This is a genomic window from Streptomyces sp. NPDC051041 (assembly GCF_044456065.1).
In the GTDB taxonomy this organism is placed as follows: domain Bacteria; phylum Actinomycetota; class Actinomycetes; order Streptomycetales; family Streptomycetaceae; genus Streptomyces; species Streptomyces glaucus.
In genome coordinates, this window is record NZ_JBITFM010000001.1 from 211,866 (window position 1) to 232,692 (window position 20,827).

Consider the following 20,827-nt stretch of genomic DNA (forward strand, 5'->3'; position numbering starts at 1 on the left):
GACGTGATGCGGTCGGGTAACACCGGCACCGCACGCTCAGGGGCATGACCTCGAATACGCGTGTGGTGGTGATCGGCGCCGGCCTCGCGGGCGTCCGGCTCGCCCGGCGACTCGGCGAGCTCGGCACGCCCGCGCTGCTGATCGGCGAGGAGGAGCACCGGCCCTACAACCGGGTGCTGCTCGCCGAGGTGCTGGCCGGCCGGTACGCCCCCGAGGTGATCGCGCTGCCGGCGCCCGCGGCGCTGACCCGCGCCCGGGTCACCGGCATCGACCGCGCCGGGCGGACCGTGCGCTGCGCGGACGGCTCGGTGATCGCATACGACACGCTGGTCCTGGCGACCGGCTCCAACCCCGTGCTGCCGCCGCTGCGCGGCCTGTTCGGATCCGGCCGCGCGCTGCCCGAGGGCGTGCACGCGTTCCGCACCATGGACGACTGCCTGGGCCTGTCCGGGGCGGTCCGGCCGGGGGTGCGGGCGGTGGTCGTCGGCGGCGGGCTGCTCGGGGTGTCCGCGGCGCGGGCGCTCGCGGTGCGCGGCGCGCAGGTCGTGCTCGCCCAGCAGGCCGAGCGGCTGATGGAGCGCCAGCTGGACCCGGCCGCCTCGCGGCTGGTCCGCCGGCACCTGACGGACCTCGGCGTGGAGGTGCACACCGAGTGCCGGGTGCGCGACGTGCGCTGCGCCGGCGGCGCGGTCCGCTCGGTGGAGCTGGCCGACGGGTACGCCCTCGACGCCGACCTGGTGGTCCTGGCCTGCGGGGTGCGCCCGCGCACGGGCCTCGCCGAGGAGGCGGGGCTCGCCGTGCGCAAGGGCGTCCTCGTCGACGACGAACTGCGCACCTCCGACCCGCACGTGCACGCCGTCGGCGACTGCGCCCAGCACGCCGGCACGGTGTACGGGCTGGCCGCCCCGGCCCTCGAACAGGCCGACGCCCTGGCCGCGCTGCTGGCCGGGGACACCGCCGCCCGCTACACCGGCACCCGCTCCCTGACCCGGCTCACCCTCGCCGGGCACGGCGGCCCCTTCGACCTCGCCGCGTTCGGCGAGACCGAGGCGCGGCCGGGCGACGACGTCGTCCAGCTCGCCGACGCCACCCGCGGCACCTACCGCAAGGTCGTCGTCCGCGACGACCGCCTGGTCGGCGGGGTCCTCGTCGGCGAACTCGGCACCGTCGGCGCGCTGGCGCGCGCCTGGGAGGGAGCGGAGCCGCTCCCCGGCGACGGCCCCCTGCTCCACCTGCTCACCAACGACGGAGGCTCCTGATGACCGCCACCCCGGGGGGCACCCCCACGATCGCGCTCGTCGGCCACGGCATGGTCGGCCAGCGCTTCCTCGAAGCGCTCGCCGAGCGCGGCCTGACCGCCACGCACCGCGTGGTCGTGCTGTGCGAGGAGCCGCGCCCGGCCTACGACCGCGTCCAGCTCACCTCGTACTTCTCGGGCCGGACGCCCGAGGACCTCTCCCTGACCGACATGGCGTTCATCGAGGAGCACGGCATCGAGCTGCGCGTCGGCGACCCCGCCGAGTCCGTCGACCGGGAGGCCCGCAAGGTCACCGCCCGCTCGGGCCTCGTCGTCGACTACGACGTCCTCGTCCTGGCCACCGGCTCCTACCCGTTCGTGCCGCCGGTGCCGGGCAGGGACGCCACCGGCTGTTTCGTCTACCGCACCGTCGAGGACCTGCTCGCCATCGAGGAGTACGCGAGGACCAGGGCGTCGACGGGAGCCGTCGTCGGCGGCGGCCTGCTCGGCCTGGAGGCCGCGGGCGCGCTCAAGGGCCTGGGCGTCGAGACGCACATCGTGGAGTTCGCGCCGCGGCTGATGCCGGCGCAGGTCGACGAGGGCGGCGGCGCCGCGCTGCTGCGCACCATCGAGGACATGGGCCTGACCGTGCACTGCGGCACGGGCACCCAGGAGATCGTGACCGGCGAGGACGGCTCGGTCACCGGCATGAAGCTGTCCGACGGCTCCGAGATCGCCACCGACATGGTGATCTTCTCGGCCGGTGTCCGCCCCCGCGACCAGCTGGCCCGCGACTGCGGCCTGGCGGTCGGCGAGCGCGGCGGCGTCGCGGTCGACGAGCAGTGCCGTACGGTCACCGACCCGCGCGTGTTCGCGATCGGCGAGTGCGCCCTGGCCGCCGACGGCCGGGTCTACGGCCTGGTGGCCCCCGGTTACGAGCAGGCCGAGACCGCGGCCGCGACCATCGCGCGGGACGAGGCCGCGTTCACCGGCGCGGACCTGTCCACCAAGCTGAAGCTGCTCGGTGTGGACGTGGCGTCCTTCGGCGACGCGCACGGCACCACCGAGGACTGCCTGGACGTCGTCTACTCCGACTCCCGCGCGGGCCTGTACAAGAAGCTGGTCGTCGGCCGCGACGGCACCCTGCTCGGCGGCATCCTGGTCGGCGACGCGGACGCCTACGGCACGCTGAAGGCGTTCACCGGCTCGGTCCCGCCGGTCCCGCCCGAGTCGCTGGTGCTGCCCGCCGGGGCCGGGGAACCGGCCCGGCTCGGCCCGTCCGCGCTGCCGGACGACGCGATCATCTGCTCCTGCCACAACGTCTCCAAGGGCACGATCCGCGGCGCGGTCACCGACCACAAGTGCGCCACCGTGCCCGAGGTGAAGAAGTGCACCAGGGCCGGCACCGGCTGCGGCTCCTGCGTCAAGGTGCTCGGCCTGCTGGTCGACGCCGAGCTGGAGGCGAGCGGCGTCGAGGTCGACAAGGGCCTGTGCGGCTGCTTCGGGCAGACCCGCGAGGAGCTGTACGAGATCGTCCTCGCCCTGCGGATCACCTCCTACCAGGACCTGCTGGACCGCTACGGCCGCGAGGAGGCCCGGGGCGGCGACGGCTGCGAGGTCTGCAAGCCGACGGTCGGCTCGATCATCGCCTCCCTCGCCCCGACGATCGGCGCGAGCGGCTACGTCCTGGACGGCGAGCAGGCCGCGCTGCAGGACACCAACGACCACTTCCTGGCCAACCTCCAGAGGAACGGCTCGTACTCGGTCGTCCCGCGCATCCCCGGCGGTGAGATCGCCCCGGAGAAGCTCATCGTGATCGGCGAGATCGCCCGCGACTTCGGCCTCTACACGAAGATCACCGGCGGGCAGCGGATCGACATGTTCGGCGCCCGCGTCGAGCAGCTCCCGCTGATCTGGGCCCGCCTGGTGGACGCCGGCTTCGAGTCGGGCCACGCCTACGGCAAGTCGCTGCGCACGGTGAAGTCCTGCGTCGGGCAGACCTGGTGCCGCTACGGCGTCCAGGACTCCGTCCGCATGGCGATCGACCTGGAGCTGCGCTACCGGGGCCTGCGCTCCCCGCACAAGCTGAAGTCGGCCGTCTCCGGCTGCCAGCGCGAGTGCGCCGAGGCCCGGTCGAAGGACTTCGGCGTGATCGCCACGGCCAACGGCTGGAACCTGTACGTCGCCGGCAACGGCGGCGCGACCCCGCGCCACGCCGATCTGCTCGCCCAGGACCTGACCGACGACGAGCTGATCCGCCTGATCGACCGGTTCCTGATGTTCTACATCCGCACCGCCGACCGCCTGGAGCGCACCTCCGCCTGGCTGGAGCGGATCCCCGGCGGCCTGGACCACGTGCGGGACGTCGTGGTGAACGACTCGCTCGGCATCTGCGCGGAGCTGGAGGCCCTGATGGCGGCCCACGTCGCCCACTATCGCGACGAGTGGGCCGAGACCGTCAACGACCCCGAGAAGCTGGCCCGGTTCGTGTCCTTCGTCAACGCGCCCGACACGCCGGACCCGGTCGTCTCCTTCGTGCCCGAGCGCGACCAGATCAAGCCCGACCTGCCGCTGCTGGCCATCGGCACGCGGCCGGCGCGGTCCGAGGAAGCCGCCCTGGAAGGGAGCGCCCAGCGATGACCCTGGCACCCGAGACCACCGGCCTGAAGGTCCAGCTCCTGCTGGACGGCGACTGGTTCACGGTCTGCGACCTGACCGCCCTCCTGCCGGGCCGCGGAGTGGCGGCCCTGCTGCCGGACGGCCGCCAGGCGGCCCTCTTCCGCGACCGCGGCGGCGCGCTGTACGCCCTCGACAACCGCGACCCGTTCACCGGCGCGGCGGTCCTCTCCCGCGGCCTGACCGGCACCCACCGGGGCCGCCCGTTCGTGGCCTCCCCGCTGCTGAAGCAGCGCTTCGACCTGCTCTCCGGGCAGTGCCTGGACGACGAGGCGGTGCGGGTGGCGGTGTACCGGGTGCGGGCCTCGTAGGAAGATTTATTGACCGGTCGTTCTAAACATGCCTAGGCTGCGCCGTGTGGCCAGGACCAAGGAGTTCGATCCGGACGCCGCGCTGCAGTCGGCCCTGGAGCTGTTCTGGCGGCGCGGCTACGAGGCGACGTCGATGTCCGACCTCGTCGAGCACCTCGGCATCGGACGCGCCAGCATCTACGCGACCTTCGGCAACAAGCGCGAGCTGTACCTGAAGGCGTTCGACCGATATTGCGAGAACCGTGACGCGCTGCTGCTGCGGGAACTGTCCCGGCCGGGGCCGGCGCTGCCCGCTGTCCGGTCCGTCGTGCGCCGGTTCGCCGACGAGGCGGCCGAGGAGCAGCGGCTGTGCGGCTGCTTCGTCACCAACACGGCCGCCGAGCTGGCGCCGCACGACCCGGAGGCGGCCCGCCGCGTCGAGCGGCGGTGGGACCACGTGGAGACCCTGCTGCGCTCGGCGCTGGCCCGCGCGCAGGCGCAGGGCGAGCTGCCCGAGGACCGCGACCCGCGCGCTCTCGCCCGCATGCTGCTGGTCGTGATGCAGGGGCTGCGCGTGGTCGGCAAGGCGTCGTCGGACCCGGCCCGCGTCCGGGAGGCGGCGGAGCAGGCGCTGGTCCTGCTCGACTGAGGCGCCCCTTCACCGGGGCGCTTTTCCATGCCAGCAAATTGAATCGATCGGTCAAAAAAGGGGAGACCATGACCCACCGTTTCACCGGCAGGACCGCCCTCGTCACCGGCGCCGGCTCCGGCATCGGCCGGGCCGTCGCCCTGGCGTTCGCCGCCGAGGGCGCGCACGTCGTGGTCGCCGGCCGCCGGCCGGAGCCGCTGGACGGGACGGTGGCGCTGATCGAGCGGGCGGGCGGCACGGCGCTGGCCGTCACCGCCGACGTGGCGCGCGCCGCCGACGTGCGGGCCGTCGTCGACACCGCCGTGGAGCACTTCGGCGGACTCGACGTGGCGGTCAACAACGCGGGCGTCTTCCGCGGCGGCGCCCCGCTGGCCGACCTGTCCGAGGAGGACTGGCGCGCCCAGCTCGACATCAACCTCACCGGTGTGTTCCTCGCCCTCCAGGCCGAGATCCGCCGGATGCGCACCCAGCCGTCCGGCGGGGCGATCGTGAACATCGCCTCCACCTTCGGCGCGCACCTGCGCCCCGCCGGGGCCGCCGCGTACACCGCCACCAAGGCCGCCGTCTCCGCGCTCACCAGGAGCGCGGCCCGCGACCACATCGGGGACGGCGTCCGCATCAACGCGGTCAGCCCCGGCGCCACCGCCACGTCCATGTCGCTCAGGCCGGGCGAGACCGAGGCCGAACGCGCGGAGCGCATGAGGACGGCGAACCCGCTCGGCCGGGTCTCCGCCGTCGAGGAGGTGGCCGCCGCGGTGCTGTACCTGGCGTCGGACGACGCGGCGTCGGTGGTGGGCGCCGACCTGGTGGTGGACGGCGGTCAGACGGCCTGACGTCCACGCGGCAGGGGTCGGCGGGCAGGGCACCCCGGCCGTGTCCGGTCCGGCGGACGGGAGACGTGGGCCGCGTCCCGGCCCTACGATGCGCGCAGTGCACCCTCACCAGCCCCCGGGGGTCTGATGGAGACCAATCGCTTCGGAGAACTCGGAGAACTCGGAGAACAAGGACCGGGCGGACCGCCGGAGTTCGCCCCTTCGCAGGGGGCCCGTGGGCCCGGCGCGGCGGCGCCTTCCGAACGGGCCGACCGGCACGAGGTGCTCGACCTGTACAAGCTCGCCGTGGAGATGGCCGACCGCGTGTCCGCGCGCCGCGGGACGGCCAACTCCTTCTTCCTCTCCGCCCAGACCGCACTGGTCACGCTGGTCGGTTTCGGGATCCCCCGGTTGTCGCAGTCACCGTGGTGGGTGTCCGTGGCGGTGGCCGCCGGGGGCGCCACGCTGTCCCTCGCCTGGTGGTTGCAGCTCCGCAGCTACCGGGATCTCAACTCGGCCAAGTTCATGGTGATCAACGCCCTGGAGGAGCGCCTGCCGGTCAGGGTCTTCACCGACGAGTGGGAGGCCTTGAGGACCGGTCGCGCCCCCGGCCGACGCAGACGGTACGCGGAGTTGGGCGTCTCCGAACGCATCGTCCCGCTGCTGTTCGCCCTGATGCACACGATCCTGCTGGCGGGCACACTTTCCCTGTGACGTACCTTGATCCGCTCGCCGATCTGATCCGCTCGTGCCTGCCTCCCGATGCCAGGCCCCCCGCGGATTCCGACGACCTGTTCCGGCTCTACGCGGTGCTGCTGAGAGCCAAGGGGGAGCAGGTCCGCGACGAGGACGTCCACGACGCGTGGTCGGCGTGGATGCAGACGATCGACAGCTCGCACGACGCCTTGGTCCCCTTCGAGGAGCTCACCCCCGAGACGCGCGCCGCGGACGCGCCGTACACCGCGGCCATTCGGGCGGCGGCTCGCCGGATGGAGCGTGGCCGGAACTGACGCCCGCAGACGTTCCCGTCCTGCACAACGGGCCGCGCGAGCACGCTTGGTGAGTACCCTGCCACTCCATGCACGAGGAAGCGGGCAACGGCTCACCACCCCAGCCCCGCCAGTTCAGAACCGTCGGGTGCGGCGCCCGCGGCGCCGGATGCGTGACGCGACTGGCCGGGTTCGGCATGGCACTCGGCGGCGCCAACCACATCCGCACTCCCGTCCTGTTCGGGGAGTCATGGGCCGAGGGGATCGGCACCGGCATTCTCATGATCGCGATCGGTGTCGTCGCGGTCTTCGCGGGAGCGCGCATGTCCCGCTTCGGCAGACGCCACACGGCCAGGCTGATCAAGGACCCGAGCCTTCTCGAGCCGCGCTCGTACATCCTGTACCTGCGCCCCTTCGACCTCGACGACCGGCTTCACGAGGTCAAGCCCGCCGCCGCCCGCAACCCGCTGCGAAGGATGTGGACCCCGCTCAGCCGCACCTTCGAAGAGGACATGGTGCTGTCCCTGCGGTGGAAGCTGAGGAGCCGCGTCGTCGCCGTGGGCCGCCCCGGTGAGCGGCTGCCCCTGTCGGGCGCCCGGCGGTTCTACCTGCCCCTCGACGGCTGGAAGCCGACCGTCGGCGCCCTCATCCGCGAGGCACGGCTCGTGGTGCTCGCCACCGGGACCAGTGAGGGAACGCTCTGGGAGTTCACCGAGGCCGTCCGCCTCCTGCCGCCCGAGCGACTGCTGGTGGCGGTCTTCACCGACGCCGCCGACTACGACCGCTTCCGGCGAGCGGCGCAGGTCCACTTCGCCGCCCGGGCAGCGGAGTCGGAGGGACGGGAGGCCGCGCGACTCGCCGGGATGCGGTGGCCGGACTACCCGCCCCTGAAGAAACCGGACGCCCTGACGAGCAGGGTGGTCGGACTACAGGGCCTCATCGCCTTCGGCCCGGCCTGGGAACCGGAGTTCGTCCGGCTCGACCCCACCGCGGTGCGGGCCCTCAGCGACCTCGGACGTCTCCACAAGATCATGCGGCAGCAGGTGAACCCGGTGATCCGTCGCGTCAGGAGCAGGCTCTCCGAGGACTCGGGCGCCGCGAACGGCAGCGTGATCCCTCCCACGCGCCCCTCACGGAGCGCATCACGCGACACCGACACCCCGGCCCGCGGACCGGAGTGATCCTCCCCGGTTCCGGCGCGGTCCGTCCGAACACCCCCCGGCCGCATCCGCGCGCCGTGGGCAGCGGCCGGACCGCCCGAGCCGCTGTCGGTTCGCTGTCGGATTCGCCGACCCGGCCGGGCGGGCGCGGGGCATCGCGTTTCATCGAGGCAGACCCCGTCCGTCACGGAATCCCCACGGAGGCCCACCATGACAGGGAACCCCCGCCCCCACGTCCGGCCGTCCCGGCGCGCCGTGCTCGGCGGTGCGGCCCTCGCCGCGCTCGCCACGGCCGCCGGAACCGCACCGGCCCGGGCCGTCCCGAGGACCGCCTGGCCGACCCGGTTCCCGCTGCCCGACGGCTGGCTCCCCGAGGGCATCACCATCGGCAGCGCGCCCTACGCCTACCTGGGCTCCCGCGCCGGCGGCGCGATCTACCGCGCCGACCTGCGCACCGGCGAGGGCCGGGTGATCCACCAGGGCGCCGCGGGCCGGACCTCGATCGGGCTGAAGCTGGACCGCGACGGCCTGCTGTACGTCGCGGGGGGCGGCGGCGGCAGCGCCAGGATCGTCGACGCCCGCACCGGCGAACTGCGCGCCACCCACCAGCTCACCGCCGCCACCGGCCATTTCATCAACGACGTCGTCCTGCTCGGCGACCGCGCCTGGTTCACCGACTCGCGCGGGGCGGTGCTGTACGGCGTCCCGCGCGGCCGGCGCGGCGAGGTCCGCGCGCTGCCGCTGACCGGGGACTGGACGCAGACCCCGGACGTCAACAACGCCAACGGCGTCGTCGCCGCCCCGGACGGGCGCGGCCTGATCGTCGTCAAGAGCACGCCCGGGGAGCTGTACCACGTCGGCCTCCGCACCGGGCGGGCCCGGCGGATCGCGCTGTCCGGCGCGTCCGACGTCGTCAACGGCGACGGCCTGCTGCGCGTCGGCCACACCCTGTACGTCGTGCAGAACCGGCTGAACCGGGTCACCGTCTGGCGCCTCGGCGCTGACCTCGCCACCGCGGCCCTGCGCCGCACGATCACCGACCCGCGGTTCGACGTGCCGACCACCGCCGCGCGCTTCGGCAACCGGCTGTACCTGGTCAACGCCCGCTTCACCAGCCCGCAGGAGCCGACGACGACGTTCGACGCGGTCGCCGTGCCGCTGTGAGCGCCGGGCCGTCCCGGGCCTTTCGCCGGCACCGCGCCCACCCGCCCGTCACGGCCTGTCCACGCCCCGGCCACCCCCGGTCACCGGGGCCGGTAACCCCGCGCCCCTAGCGTCCCTCACCGCACCCCCGATCCCGCCGCCGTCCGGTGGCGGGGCGGTCACGACACCTCTTGGAGCAAGAGTGGAACGTCGTACCCTCCTGCGTGCGGCCGTCGTCGGCGGCTCCTCCGCCGTGCTCGGCGGGACCCTGTGGCGCGGCGCCGCGCACGCCGCCCCCGCCCAGCCCGGCACCGGCCCGTACGGGCCGCTCGGCGCGCCGGACGCCAACGGCGTCCGGCTGCCGGGCGGCTTCACCAGCCGGGTGATCGCCCGGTCCCGCCAGACGGTGCCCGGAACGTCGTACACCTGGCACGACGCCCCCGACGGCGGGGCGTGCTACGCGGACGGCGCGGGCTGGATCTACGTGTCGAACTCGGAGATCAATCCCGGCGGCGGCGCGAGCGCGGTGCGGTTCTCCGCCACCGGCGCGGTCACCGGCGCGTACCGCATCCTGTCGGGCACCCGCACCAACTGCGCGGGCGGCAGGACCCCGTGGAACACCTGGCTGTCCTGCGAGGAGGTCGACCGGGGCTACGTCTACGAGACGGACCCCTGGGGCGTGAAGGCGGCGGTCCGCCGGGACGCCATGGGCCGCTTCAAGCACGAGGCGGCGGCCGCCGACCCGGTCCGCAGGGTCGTCTACCTGACCGAGGACGTCACCGACGGCTGCTTCTACCGCTTCCGCCCGACGACCTGGGGCGACCTGTCCTCCGGCACGCTGGAGGTCATGGTGGCCGGCGCCGGCACGTCCGGCCCGGTCACCTGGGCCCGGGTCCCCGACCCCACCGGCGCGACCGCCACCCGCAACCAGGTCGCCGGCGCCAAGCGGTTCAACGGCGGCGAGGGCTGCCACTACGCGGACGACACCTGCTGGTTCACCACCAAGGGCGACAACCGCGTCTGGCGCTACGACGCGGCCGCCCAGACCATCGAGCTCGCCTACGACGACTCCCTGGTGACGTCCGGCACGGCCCCGCTCACCGGCGTCGACAACGTCACCGGCTCCGCCTCGGGCGACCTGTTCGTCGCCGAGGACGGCGGGAACATGGAGATCTGCGTCATCACCCCGGACGGCGTGGTGGCCCCCTTCCTGCGCGTCGACGGCCAGTCCGGATCCGAGATCACCGGCCCGGCCTTCTCCCCGGACGGCACCCGCCTGTACTTCTCCAGCCAGCGCGGCACGACCGGCAGCTCCTCGGGCGGCATCACCTACGAGGTGCGGGGCCCGTTCCGCGCGTGACCGCCGCGCCCGGGCAGTCGCCTTCCCGCCCCTGGTGACCGGGGCGTACGGTCGTCCCCCTCACACGCCCCTCTCCGCGGGGGACGGCCGTACCGGCGCCCGCGGCGCCCGACGCGCCGGCGCCGGTGACCATCCGCGGACCCGGCCGTTCCTCCCTGTGGGCAGCTCACCCCGACTGCCCGGCCGACGGAAGGAACAGCATCGTGGACATCACCGGGACCGCCGAGCACCTCGAGCGCGTCCTGCCCCGCGCGGAGTGGGTCAGGACGCTCCCCCAGACCATCGTCGCCGCCTGCGTCCTGCTCCACGACCCCGACGACCGGATCCTGCTGCTCCGCTACGCCGGGGACCGGCCGGGCGCCGGGACCTGGGGGCTGCCGGGCGGCATGCTGGACCACGGCGAGGACCCGCTGACGGCGGCCCGCCGCGAGCTGTACGAGGAGACCGGCATCGTCCTGGACCGGGCGCCCCGCCTGATCGGCTACGACCACCGCGCCGACGTCAAGGGCACGGGCCCGGTGCTGGACTTCTACTTCCACGGCGGCACCCTCACCGGCCGGCAGTCCGTGCGGCGCAGCCCCGAGCACGACGCCGACGGCCTCTTCCCGCTCCCCGAGGCGCGCGCCCTGCGCCTCACCGCCCACCCGGACGCCCTCACCGCCCTGCACACGGCGGCCCGCTCGGGCACGGTGGTGTGCCTGCGGGAGGGCAAGCCGCTGTAGTACGCGGGCGGGGCGGCGCCCCCGCACGGGCGCCGCCCCGCCCTTCGTGTTCCGGAACGCGCCGCCCCGTCGGTGAGGGCCGGGTCCGGGCGCGGTGCCTTCCGGCGTGCCGGCCGGCCCCCGCGCGGGGGCCGCCGGTGGTCCCGCCGAGGGTTCAGCGGTGGTCGCTGCCCTCCGCCTGCACGGCCGCCCGGCCCGCCTCCAGCCGCGCCACCGGGATGCGGAACGGGGAGCAGGAGACGTAGTCGAGACCCACCTCGTGGAAGAAGTGGACCGACTCCGGGTCGCCGCCGTGCTCGCCGCAGACGCCGAGCTTGAGGTCGGGGCGGGTGGCCCGGCCGGCCTTCGCGGCGGACGCGACCAGGGAGCCCACGCCGTCCTTGTCGATCGTCTCGAACGGGGAGACGCCGAAGATGCCCTTCTCCAGGTACGCCGTGAAGAAGGAGGCCTCCACGTCGTCCCGGCTGAAGCCCCACACGGTCTGGGTGAGGTCGTTGGTGCCGAAGGAGAAGAACTCCGCCGCCTCGGCGATCTGGCCGGCGGTCAGGGCGGCGCGCGGCAGCTCGATCATCGTGCCGATCGACAGCTTCAGCCGCGTGCCGGTCGCCGCCTGCACCTCCTCGATGACCCGGTCGGCCTCCTCGCGGACGATCTCCAGCTCCTGGACCGTGCCGACGAGCGGGATCATGATCTCGGCCCGCGGGTCGCCCTTGGCCGCCTTGCGCTCGGCCGCGGCCTCCGCGATCGCCCGGACCTGCATGGTGAACAGGCCGGGGATGACCAGGCCGAGGCGCACACCGCGCAGGCCCAGCATCGGGTTCTGCTCGTGCAGGCGGTGCACGGCCTGGAGCAGGCGCAGCTCGTTCTCGTGCGGCTCCTGGCGGGCCTCGGCGAGGGCGACGCGCACCGACAGGTCGGTGATGTCGGGCAGGAACTCGTGCAGCGGCGGGTCCAGCAGGCGGATGGTCACCGGCAGGCCGTCCATCGCCTCGAACAGCTGGACGAAGTCCTGCTTCTGCAGCGGCAGCAGCTCCTTGAGGGACTCCTCGCGCTCGGCCTGGGTGTCGGCCAGGATCAGCCGCTCCACCAGCTCGCGCCGGTCGCCGAGGAACATGTGCTCGGTGCGGCACAGGCCGATGCCCTGCGCGCCGAACCGCCGCGCCCGCAGCGCGTCCTCGGCGTTGTCCGCGTTGGCCCGCACCCGCAGCCGGCGCTTGCGGTCGGCGAAGGACATCATCCGGTGCACGGCCTCGACCAGTTCGTCGGCGTCGTCGGCGCCCGGGTGCATCCGGCCCTCGAAGTACTCCACGACCGGGGAGGGCACGACCGGCACCTCGCCCAGGTAGACCCGGCCCGTCGAGCCGTCGATGGAGATGACGTCGCCCTCCTCGACGACGTGCCCGCCGGGGACCGTCATGCGGCGGCGCTTGGTGTCGACCTCCAGCTCCTCGGCGCCGCAGACGCAGGTCTTGCCCATGCCGCGCGCGACCACGGCCGCGTGCGAGGTCTTGCCGCCGCGCGAGGTCAGGATGCCCTCGGCCGCGATCATGCCGTCCAGGTCGTCGGGGTTGGTCTCGCGGCGGATCAGGATGACCTTCTCGCCCGAGCGCGACCACTTCACCGCGGTGTAGGAGTCGAAGACCGCCTTGCCGACCGCGGCGCCCGGCGAGGCCGCGATGCCCCGGCCGATCCGCTCGACCTTCGCGCTCTCGTCGAAGCGGGGGAACATCAGCTGCGCGAGCTGCGCGCCGGTGACCCGCTGGAGCGCCTCCGTCTCGTCGATCAGGCCCTGGTCGACCAGCTGGGTGGCGATGCGGAAGGCCGCGCCCGCCGTGCGCTTGCCGACGCGGGTCTGCAGCATCCACAGCCGGCCGCGCTCGATGGTGAACTCGATGTCGCAGAGGTCCTTGTAGTGGTTCTCCAGCGTCTCCATGATCTGCAGCAGCTGGTCGTACGACTTCTTGTCGATGCGCTCCAGCTCCGCGAGCGGGACGGTGTTGCGGATGCCCGCGACCACGTCCTCGCCCTGCGCGTTCTGCAGGTAGTCGCCGTAGACGCCCTGGTGGCCGGAGGCGGGGTCGCGGGTGAAGGCGACGCCCGTGCCGGAGTCCGGGCCCAGGTTGCCGAAGACCATGGAGCAGACGTTGACGGCCGTGCCCAGGTCGTGCGGGATGCGCTCCTGACGGCGGTAGAGCTTGGCGCGGTCGCCGTTCCAGGAGTCGAAGACCGCGCGGATGGCCAGGTCCATCTGCTCACGCGGGTCCTGCGGGAAGGCCCGGCCGGTCTCCTTCTCGACGATCTTCTTGAAGGTGGTGACCAGCTTCTTCAGGTCGGCGGCCGCCAGCTCGGTGTCGACCGCGACCCCCTTGGCCTCCTTGGCCTTCTCCAGCGCGTCCTCGAAGAGGTCGCCGTCGACGCCGAGGACGGTCTTGCCGAACATCTGGATGAGGCGCCGGTAGGAGTCCCAGGCGAAGCGCTCGTCGCCGGCCTGCCGGGCGAGGCCCTGCACCGACCGGTCGGACAGGCCGATGTTGAGGACGGTGTCCATCATGCCCGGCATGGAGAACTTGGCGCCGGAGCGGACGGAGACCAGCAGCGGGTCGTCCGGCTGGCCGAGCCTCTTGCCCATCCTCTCCTCCAGGGCCGCGAGGTGCGCACTCACCTCGTCACGCAGTGCCGCCGGCTCCTCGCCGCTGTCCAGGTAGACCTTGCAGGCCTCGGTGGTGATGGTGAAGCCCGGCGGGACCGGAAGGCCCAGGTTCGTCATCTCGGCGAGGTTCGCGCCCTTTCCGCCGAGGAGGTCCTTGAGATCCTTGTTGCCCTCGGTGAAGTCGTAAACGAACTTCACGCCCTCAACGCTCTTACCGTGCTCAGCTACCTGAGGATCTTTGTTTTCCGACACGGGTCTCGTCTCCTGGAGGACGCGGTGGCTGCCCTGACGGCGAGGAACATACCCAGATCGAAGGCGCCTGGGTACGTCCACTTGCGCGTCATACGCCTGTAACCACCCGTCCGCCACCGGATCGAAAGTCAAGGCGCGGCAAGCGACCGAATGCCTGTGTTTTCACTTCTTGAACGAATCAACCCTCGTAGATCGCGCAGGGCGCTCGGATGAGCGCCTTTCTTCACGTATGTTTTTGCTCGATGAACGATCAAAGGGTGGCACTCAGTGCCACCCTTTGAGAAGTGCAGTCGCCCACGATCCGCTCATCTGAGCGCAACCCTCATCAAGGGTGGCGAGAATCACGCTGCCACAGACGACCGGGTTTCACCATGCGGACGCGCCCCCGGAACGGGACCGGGAGCGGAAACACGGACGTCACAGGCCGAGCGCGCGCAGCCGCTCCTCCACCCGTTCGGGTGCGTAAAGGTGCTCCACGACCAGCGCCCCGGCCCCCACCAGCCCGGCCCGCTCGCCCAGCCGGGAGGTGACCACCTCCAGACGGGCGGTGGAGCGCGGCAGCGCCCGCTGGTACAGCAGCTCCCGCACACCGGTGACGAAGGGCGTCCCGGCCAGGTCGCCCGCGATCATCAGCACCCCGGGGTTGAGCAGCGTCACCACGGTCGCCAGCACGTCCCCGGCCAGCCGCCCGGCCTCCCGGGCGAGCGCGACGGCCTCCGGATGGCCGGCCGCCAGCAGATCCCGCACGTCCGAGCCGGAGGCCGCCCGCACCCCGGCCGCGGCCAGCCGCCGCGCCACGGCGCCGCCGCTCGCGACGGCGGCCAGGCAGCCGTACGAACCGCACCGGCACAGCGCCTGGGCGCCCTGAGGGACCCGGATGTGGCCGATGTCCCCGGCGCCGCCGTCGACGCCCCGGTAGATGCTCCCGTCCACCACGACCCCGGCGCCGATCCCGGTGGACACCTTGACCAGCACGAACGCCGAGCAGTCCGGATGCCCGGCGCGCTGCTCGGCGTACGCCATCAGGTTGGCGTCGTTGTCGACGAGCACCGGCACGCTCCCCGCGCCGGTGTGCTCGGCGAAGGCCCGCGTCAGCCGGCCGCGTATGTCGTAGCCGTCCCAGCCCGGCATGATCGGCGGCTGCACCACCCGGCCGGTCCCGGTGTCCACGGGGCCCGGCACCGCGAGCCCGGCCCCGCACACCTCCTGCGCCCGGCGCCCGGCCTTCTCCAGCAGCTCGGCGAACCAGCGGCCCAGCTCGCCGAGGACGGCGTCGGGGCCGTCCTCGACCACGAGCGTGCCGGTGTGCTCGGCCAGGACCTCGCCGGCGAGCGTGAGCACGGCGGCGCGCGCGTGCCGGGTGTCGAGGTCGGCGGCGAGGACGACGGCGTGCTCGTCGTCGAACTCCAGGGTGAGGGAGGGGCGTCCGCCCAGCGGGGAGTCCACCGGGCCGCCGGCTCCCTCGCGCAGCCAGCCGGCCCGGAACAGCCGGTCCAGGCGCTGGCCGACGGTGGCCCGGGACAGTCCGGTGACCTGCTGGAGCGCCCCGCGCGTGGTGGCGCGGCCACTGCGCACCAGTGCGAGCAGATCGCCGGCGCTCGCCTGGCCCCCGCCTCTGCCGGTCCGTGCGGGCCGTCCGGTCATGCCCACCCCCTTGTGCTTCTCCATCGTGCATTACATGCTGGGTTTTGCGTGTTAAATAGGCGTAACTCTATGGCAGCCCCGGCCGAACCGATCGGCCGGACGTCCTCGGGGAGCCCCGCGTGGATCGCACGACCCGCCCCGCCGCCCGCCCCACCGGGCGGTTAGCCCTCGCCCGCGCCGCTTCCCCGCCGGCTCCGCCCGGCCCCGGCGAGCTCACCGGCCGGCCCGGCGTCGCATACGATCCGCCCGCGCCCGCCCCCTCGCTGCGGGCCCGGGCCGTCCGGGTGCTGGAGGACAACTGGACCGGCACGTCCACGGTCCCCTCGCGCAGCCTGTATCCGCACCAGTGGTCCTGGGACTCGGCGTTCATCGCGATCGGCCTCCGGCACCTGTCGCCGCTGCGGGCGCAGACCGAGCTGGAGACGCTGCTGAACGCCCAGTGGGGCGACGGGCGCGTCCCGCACATCGTCTTCAACCCCTCCGTACCGCTCGACGCCTACTTCCCGAGCCCCGACTTCTGGCGCTCCTCGACCGCGGGGCGCGCCGCGGGCGCCCCGCGCACCGTGCAGACCTCCGGGATCGTGCAGCCACCGGTGCACGCGCTGGCCGCGTGGCTGGTGCACGAGGCCGATCCGGGACTGTCCCGGGCGCGCGGCTTCCTCACCCGGGTGTATCCGCGGCTCGCGGCCTGGCACCGGTACCTGCTGCACCGGCGGGACCTCGGCGGGGGCGGGCTGGTGTCCGTGGTGCACCCCTGGGAACAGGGTATGGACAACAGCCCCTGCTGGGACCTGCCGCTGTCCCGCGTCGCCCCCGCCCCGGCCCGCTCCTTCCGCCGCGCCGACCTCGCCCACGGCGCCCCCGGGGACCGGCCGACGGACCTGGACTACGGGCGGTACGTGCGGCTGGCGGCGGACTACCGGGACGGCGGCTACCGGGACCGGCCGGGCGGGGGGCACGGCGCCGGGGCGGGCGCGTTCGCCGTGGAGGACCCGGCGTTCAACGCGCTGCTCATCGCCTCCGAGCACGCCCTGGCGCGCATCGCCCGCGAGCTGGGCGCCTCCGGCACCGCGCGCCACGCCCGCGCGCGGCGGCTGACGGCGGCCCTGGTCCGGCGGCTGTGGGACCCGGCGGCGGGGATGTTCCTGTGCCGGGACGTGCGCGGCGGGCGGCTCATCCGCGAGCGCGGCGTCTGCGGCCTGGTCCCGCTGCTGCTGCCCGCGCTCCCCCGCGAGATCGCCGCCGCCCTGGTCCGCACGGCCTGCGGGCCGCACTTCGGCCTGGGCGGGACGGTCCGCCTCGTCCCGAGCCACGACCTGCTCAGCCCGGCCTTCGACCGGCACCGGTACTGGCGGGGCCCGGCCTGGTTCAACGTGAACTGGCTGCTGGAGCGCGGCCTGAGGCTGCACGGCCGGCCCGGCCCGGCCGCCGCCCTGCGCCGGGCGGTCCTGGACACCGCCGGCTCCTCCGGCTTCGCGGAGTACGTCGACCCGTACACCGGCGAGCCCCGCGGCGCGGCCGGCTTCGGCTGGACCGCCGCGCTCGCCCTCGACCTGCTGCACGACCGGCCCGCCCGGGACGGGAACGGCGTCCAGCGAACCGAAGGAGGGGACCGAGGATGACGGACCGGCATCATCTGCTCGTGTACGGCGGGACGTTCGCCGCCGTCGGGGACCGCGGGGACATCACCGGCGTACGCGCCGGCAGCGTCCCGGACGGGCTGTTCGTGCGCGACGCCCGGCATCTGAGCCGCTGGCAGCTCACCGTCGACGGCGCCGTGCCCGACGTCCTGACGCCCGTCGCGGACGGGGACACCGCCCGCTGCGTGCTGGTGCCGCGCGGCGGCCGCCAGGAGCCGCCCGCGTACACGCTCTTCCGCGAACAGGCCGTCGGGGAGAGCTCGTTCGTCGAGTCGCTGCGCGTGACCGGCAACCGCCCGGTGCCGACGACGGTCCGCCTCGCCCTCACCGTCGACGCCGACTTCGCCGACCAGTTCGAGCTGCGCTCCGACCACCGCACCTACGCCAAGACCGGCGCCGTCCGCTCCCGCCGGGTCCTCGACGACGGCGTGGAGTTCGCCTACCGGCGCGGCGCGTGGCACTCCTGTACCGCCGTGACCGCCGAGCCCGCCCCGGACGGCGTCGAGGAGACCGGCACCGGCGCCCGCCGCCTGGTGTGGACCCTGGAACTCGAACCGCACGGCACGGCCGAGCTGCTGCTGCGGGTGATGGCCCGGCCGCACGGCGGGAAGCGGACCCTGCGGGTGCCCCGCTCCCCGGCCGCCCTCACCGGCCGGCTCCTCGCCGAGGAGGACGAGTTCACGGCGGGCGTGGCCTTCCCGGCCGGCTGGCCGGAGCTGGCCGCGGCCTGCGCGCGGGGCCTGGCCGACCTGGCCGCGCTCCGGGTCCCGGCCACCGGACCGGACGGCGAGGAGCTGCGCGTCCCGGCGGGCGGCGCCCCCTGGTTCCTGACCCTGCTGGGCCGCGACGCCCTGCTGACGTCGCTGTTCGCCCTGCCCTACCGCCCGCGGCTCGCCGCCGCCACGCTGCCCGCGCTCGCGGCCGTCCAGGCGACCGGGACCGCCGCGCACGCCGTCGCCCAGCCCGGCAAGATCGTGCACGAGGTGCGCCACGGCGAACTGGCCCACTTCGGCCAGGTCCCCTACGGCCGCTACTACGGCTCGGTCGACGCCACCCCCCTGTTCCTCGTCCTGCTCGGCGCGTACGTCGAGCGGACCGGCGACACCGCCCCGGCCCGCCGCCTCCAGCCGCACGCCCGCGCCGCGGTCGGCTGGATGCTGGACCACGGCGGTCTCGCCTCGCGCGGCTACCTGGTCTACCGCCCCGACCGGGGCGGCCTCGCCAACCAGAACTGGAAGGACTCCCCCGGCGCCATCTGCTCGGCCGACGGCACCCGCCCCGGCGGGCCGGTGGCGGCGGCGGGCGCCCAGGGATACGCGTACGACGCGCTGCGCCGCACGGCGTTCGTCGCGCGCGCGGTGTGGCGGGACGAGACGTACGCCGCCCTGCTGGAGCAGGCGGCCGGCGACCTGCGCGACCGTTTCCAGCGGGACTTCTGGATGCCGGAGCACTCCTTCCCGGCGCTCGCCCTCGACGGCGACGGCCGCCGGATCGACGCGCTGGCCTCGGACGCCGGGCACCTGCTGTGGTCGGGGCTGCTGGACAAGGAGTACGGCGAGCTGGTCGGCCGGCGCCTGCTGGAGCCGGACTTCTTCTCCGGCTGGGGGGTGCGCACGCTGGCGGCCGGGCAGCCGGCGTACCACCCGCTGTCGTACCACCGCGGTTCGGTGTGGCCGCACGACAACGCGCTGATCGCGCTGGGCCTGGCCCGCTACGGCCTGCACGACGAGGCCCGCGCGGTCGCGCACGGCCTGGTCGACGCGGCCACCGCGACCGGCCACCGCCTCCCCGAGGTCCTCGCGGGCTACGGCCGCGACACCCACCCCGAGCCGGTCCCCCACCCGCACGCGTGCGTCCGGGAGTCCCGCTCGGCGGCCGCCCCGCTCGCCCTGCTCACGGCGGTCGGCGGCGCCTAGGCCGCGTCCCGCCAGACGGTCAGGTCTCCTTGGAGGAAAGCGAGGTCCGGTATGGCGGTCGACTTCGTCTGGATCACGTACAGCCCGATGTTGCCCTCGGCGTCCTTCATGCAGATCTCGGTACCGGCCGTCGCCGCGGCCAGCGGCCAACGGCGGCTCTCGGCGCTCCTGAGCATGAGACGGCACTCGTCGAGGGTGGTACCGCGCCCTCCGAACATCTGGACGAATACGGTGCGGTCGCTCTTCAGTTCACAGCCGCTCGACTCGCAACCGAAGCGGATGTCACCCTCGCGGTTCTCCAGCTCCGGCTCGGAGCTGCTCAGGCTCAGCGAGTTCTCCGGGTTCAGCTCCACCAGGGGGAACCCCTCCGGCCGCGGCCCCTGGGACGAGTCCGACGAGGAGGCGGCGTCCCCGGGTACCCCGCCGGCGGCCGGGCCGTCCGCGGAAGAGCCCGGCGAGGGGGACCCCGGCGCGGATGCCGACGACCGGGCGGCCGGCCCCGTGGCGGACGTCCCGGAACCGGCCGTGTCCTGGTCGCCGAGCCGGTTCCGCGCGTCCGTGAGCACCCATGCCAGCGCCACCAGCAGCGCTCCTCCCGTCACACCGGCGGCCGTGATCAGCGCTGTGCGCCGCCGGCGGGCCCTGCGCTGCTCCGGCGCCGGCTGCGGCCGCCCGAACCGCGGCTGCGGGTAGGCGGGCGCGGGCACCGGCGGCTGCGGGTAGGCCGGGGTCGGCTCGGGCACCGGTGCCGGAACCGCGACCTCCGGCCCGGTGATCTCCCGCCACACGGCCGGTCCCCCGCCCGCGTCGGCGTCCGCTCCCAGCCGCTGCCGGCACCACTCCACGACCTCCGCCGGCGTGGCCCGCTCCGCCGGGTCGGCGGCCAGGCAGCGGGAGAACAGCGGGCGCAGCGACTGGGGCAGCAGGGACAGGTCGGGTTCGCAGTGCACGATCCGGTACAGCATGTTGACAGCCGACCCGTCGCCGTAGAGCGGCCTGCCCAGCGCCGCGAACGCCGCCGTCTGGCCGAGTGCGAAGACGTCGGTCGCCGTCGTGATCTCACCCCCGGACGCCTGCTCCGGGGCCATGAAGGAGGGCGTGCCGATCGTGCCCCCCGTCGCCGTGTACGAGGTCCCGTCGGCGGCCAGCGCGATACCGAAGTCGATCACTCGTGGGCCGTCGGCGGCCAGCAGCACGTTCGACGGCTTCAGGTCCCGGTGCACGATGCCCTCGGCGTGGATGGCCTGCAGCGCCTCGGCCACCCCCGCCATCAGCCACAGCACCGCCGGCACCGGCAGCGGCCCGCGCCGGGCCACCGCCTCCGTCAGCGACGGCCCCGGAACGTACAGCGTGGCCAGCCACGGCGGTACGCCGTCCGCGTCGGCGTCGATCAGCTCGGCGGTGTACGCCCCCCGGACCCGCCGGGCCGCCTTGATCTCCCGGCCGAACCGCCGCCGGAAGTCCGGATCGTCGGCCAGCTCCGGCCGTACCACCTTGAGCGCCACGGGACGGCCGCCCTGCGTGTGCGACAGGTACACCCGGCCCATGCCACCGGCGCCCAGCCGCGCGGCGAGCCGGTAGCCGCCCACCGCGGGCGGGTCGTCGGCTTGGAGCGGCCGGAAGACCTCCGTCACATGGCTCATCGGCCCCATACCCCCCTGTGGTGTCCTGGCCAGCGGCAGCAGCC

The 20,827-nt window shown here is 74.2% G+C and carries 16 protein-coding genes; 13 read left to right on the top strand and 3 right to left on the bottom strand.

The window, feature by feature from the left end; translation table 11 throughout:
* The first annotated feature begins 44 nt into the window (after window positions 1-44).
* From ACIBAI_RS00990 to ACIBAI_RS01040, 11 genes are all read left to right on the top strand, one after another.
* Window positions 45-1,259 (top strand): NAD(P)/FAD-dependent oxidoreductase, encoded by a 1,215-nt coding sequence (locus tag ACIBAI_RS00990; protein WP_399030279.1) that lies wholly within the window; start codon window positions 45-47, stop codon window positions 1,257-1,259.
* The gene (gene nirB / locus ACIBAI_RS00995) at window positions 1,259-3,877 is read left to right on the top strand and encodes a nitrite reductase large subunit NirB (protein ID WP_399030280.1); all 2,619 of its coding nucleotides are present in this window, start codon (window positions 1,259-1,261) and stop codon (window positions 3,875-3,877) included. The genes ACIBAI_RS00990 and nirB overlap by 1 nt, the downstream gene beginning before the upstream one ends.
* On the top strand, window positions 3,874-4,224 hold the full coding sequence (nirD, locus tag ACIBAI_RS01000; RefSeq protein ID WP_399030281.1) for a nitrite reductase small subunit NirD: 351 nt from the start codon (window positions 3,874-3,876) through the stop codon (window positions 4,222-4,224). Before nirB ends, nirD begins: the two co-directional genes overlap by 4 nt.
* A 46-nt stretch (window positions 4,225-4,270) precedes the next feature.
* Window positions 4,271-4,852, top strand: coding sequence for a TetR/AcrR family transcriptional regulator (locus tag ACIBAI_RS01005; protein ID WP_399030282.1), 582 nt, complete (start codon window positions 4,271-4,273; stop codon window positions 4,850-4,852).
* A gap of 68 nt (window positions 4,853-4,920) precedes the next feature.
* A complete protein-coding gene (locus ACIBAI_RS01010; protein ID WP_399030283.1) occupies window positions 4,921-5,685 on the top strand; it encodes an SDR family NAD(P)-dependent oxidoreductase in 765 nt (254 codons plus the stop codon).
* A 261-nt stretch (window positions 5,686-5,946) separates the two neighbouring features.
* Entirely contained in the window at window positions 5,947-6,378 is a 432-nt protein-coding gene (locus ACIBAI_RS01015; protein WP_399030284.1) for a hypothetical protein, read from the top strand.
* The gene (locus ACIBAI_RS01020) at window positions 6,375-6,674 is read left to right on the top strand and encodes a hypothetical protein (RefSeq protein ID WP_399030285.1); all 300 of its coding nucleotides are present in this window, start codon (window positions 6,375-6,377) and stop codon (window positions 6,672-6,674) included. Before ACIBAI_RS01015 ends, ACIBAI_RS01020 begins: the two co-directional genes overlap by 4 nt.
* A 68-nt stretch (window positions 6,675-6,742) precedes the next feature.
* Window positions 6,743-7,834, top strand: coding sequence for a hypothetical protein (locus ACIBAI_RS01025; protein ID WP_399030286.1), 1,092 nt, complete (start codon window positions 6,743-6,745; stop codon window positions 7,832-7,834).
* A gap of 189 nt (window positions 7,835-8,023) precedes the next feature.
* Window positions 8,024-8,977 carry an SMP-30/gluconolactonase/LRE family protein gene (locus ACIBAI_RS01030; RefSeq protein ID WP_399030287.1) on the top strand — a complete coding sequence of 318 codons (954 nt, stop codon included), beginning with the start codon at window positions 8,024-8,026 and terminating at the stop codon, window positions 8,975-8,977.
* Between the two features lie 181 nt (window positions 8,978-9,158).
* Complete coding sequence (locus ACIBAI_RS01035) at window positions 9,159-10,316, top strand: alkaline phosphatase PhoX (RefSeq protein WP_399030288.1); 1,158 nt, start codon at window positions 9,159-9,161, stop codon at window positions 10,314-10,316.
* Between the two features lie 203 nt (window positions 10,317-10,519).
* The gene (locus tag ACIBAI_RS01040; protein ID WP_399030290.1) at window positions 10,520-11,038 is read left to right on the top strand and encodes an NUDIX hydrolase; all 519 of its coding nucleotides are present in this window, start codon (window positions 10,520-10,522) and stop codon (window positions 11,036-11,038) included.
* 154 nt (window positions 11,039-11,192) lie between these two features.
* On the opposite strand, the gene ppdK is transcribed toward ACIBAI_RS01040, so the two are convergent.
* Both ppdK and ACIBAI_RS01050 read right to left on the bottom strand, forming a co-directional pair.
* Complete coding sequence (gene ppdK, locus ACIBAI_RS01045) at window positions 11,193-13,940, bottom strand: pyruvate, phosphate dikinase (protein ID WP_399030291.1); 2,748 nt, start codon at window positions 13,938-13,940, stop codon at window positions 11,193-11,195.
* A 417-nt stretch (window positions 13,941-14,357) separates the two neighbouring features.
* Window positions 14,358-15,584 (bottom strand): ROK family protein, encoded by a 1,227-nt coding sequence (locus tag ACIBAI_RS01050; RefSeq protein ID WP_399030712.1) that lies wholly within the window; start codon window positions 15,582-15,584, stop codon window positions 14,358-14,360.
* Window positions 15,585-15,703: 119 nt separating this feature from the next.
* Here ACIBAI_RS01050 and ACIBAI_RS01055 point away from each other — a divergent pair, with 119 nt between their 5' ends.
* Together ACIBAI_RS01055 and ACIBAI_RS01060 are read left to right on the top strand one after the other, a co-directional pair.
* The gene (locus ACIBAI_RS01055; protein WP_399030292.1) at window positions 15,704-17,206 is read left to right on the top strand and encodes an MGH1-like glycoside hydrolase domain-containing protein; all 1,503 of its coding nucleotides are present in this window, start codon (window positions 15,704-15,706) and stop codon (window positions 17,204-17,206) included.
* Window positions 17,203-19,140: a glycogen debranching N-terminal domain-containing protein gene (locus ACIBAI_RS01060; RefSeq protein WP_399030293.1), complete on the top strand. Its 1,938-nt coding sequence runs from the start codon at window positions 17,203-17,205 to the stop codon at window positions 19,138-19,140. The genes ACIBAI_RS01055 and ACIBAI_RS01060 overlap by 4 nt, the downstream gene beginning before the upstream one ends.
* On the opposite strand, the gene ACIBAI_RS01065 is transcribed toward ACIBAI_RS01060, so the two are convergent.
* Window positions 19,137-20,783 carry a protein kinase gene (locus tag ACIBAI_RS01065; RefSeq protein ID WP_399030294.1) on the bottom strand — a complete coding sequence of 549 codons (1,647 nt, stop codon included), beginning with the start codon at window positions 20,781-20,783 and terminating at the stop codon, window positions 19,137-19,139. The two genes, ACIBAI_RS01060 and ACIBAI_RS01065, sit on opposite strands and share 4 nt — an antisense overlap.
* Between the last annotated feature and the right edge of the window lie 44 nt (window positions 20,784-20,827).

What these genes read in the sequence shown, in the direction of transcription:
- nirB (WP_399030280.1), top strand. Translation starts at nt 1,259, where the DNA reads ATGACCGCCACCCCGGGGGGCACCCCCACGATCGCGCTCGTCGGCCAC.
- ACIBAI_RS01030 (WP_399030287.1), top strand. Translation starts at nt 8,024, where the DNA reads ATGACAGGGAACCCCCGCCCCCACGTCCGGCCGTCCCGGCGCGCCGTG.
- ACIBAI_RS01060 (WP_399030293.1), top strand. Translation starts at nt 17,203, where the DNA reads ATGACGGACCGGCATCATCTGCTCGTGTACGGCGGGACGTTCGCCGCC.
- ACIBAI_RS00990 (WP_399030279.1), top strand. Translation starts at nt 45, where the DNA reads ATGACCTCGAATACGCGTGTGGTGGTGATCGGCGCCGGCCTCGCGGGC.
- ACIBAI_RS01010 (WP_399030283.1), top strand. Translation starts at nt 4,921, where the DNA reads ATGACCCACCGTTTCACCGGCAGGACCGCCCTCGTCACCGGCGCCGGC.
- ACIBAI_RS01065 (WP_399030294.1), bottom strand. Translation starts at nt 20,783, where the DNA reads ATGAGCCATGTGACGGAGGTCTTCCGGCCGCTCCAAGCCGACGACCCG.
- ACIBAI_RS01025 (WP_399030286.1), top strand. Translation starts at nt 6,743, where the DNA reads ATGCACGAGGAAGCGGGCAACGGCTCACCACCCCAGCCCCGCCAGTTC.
- ACIBAI_RS01050 (WP_399030712.1), bottom strand. Translation starts at nt 15,584, where the DNA reads ATGACCGGACGGCCCGCACGGACCGGCAGAGGCGGGGGCCAGGCGAGC.
- nirD (WP_399030281.1), top strand. Translation starts at nt 3,874, where the DNA reads ATGACCCTGGCACCCGAGACCACCGGCCTGAAGGTCCAGCTCCTGCTG.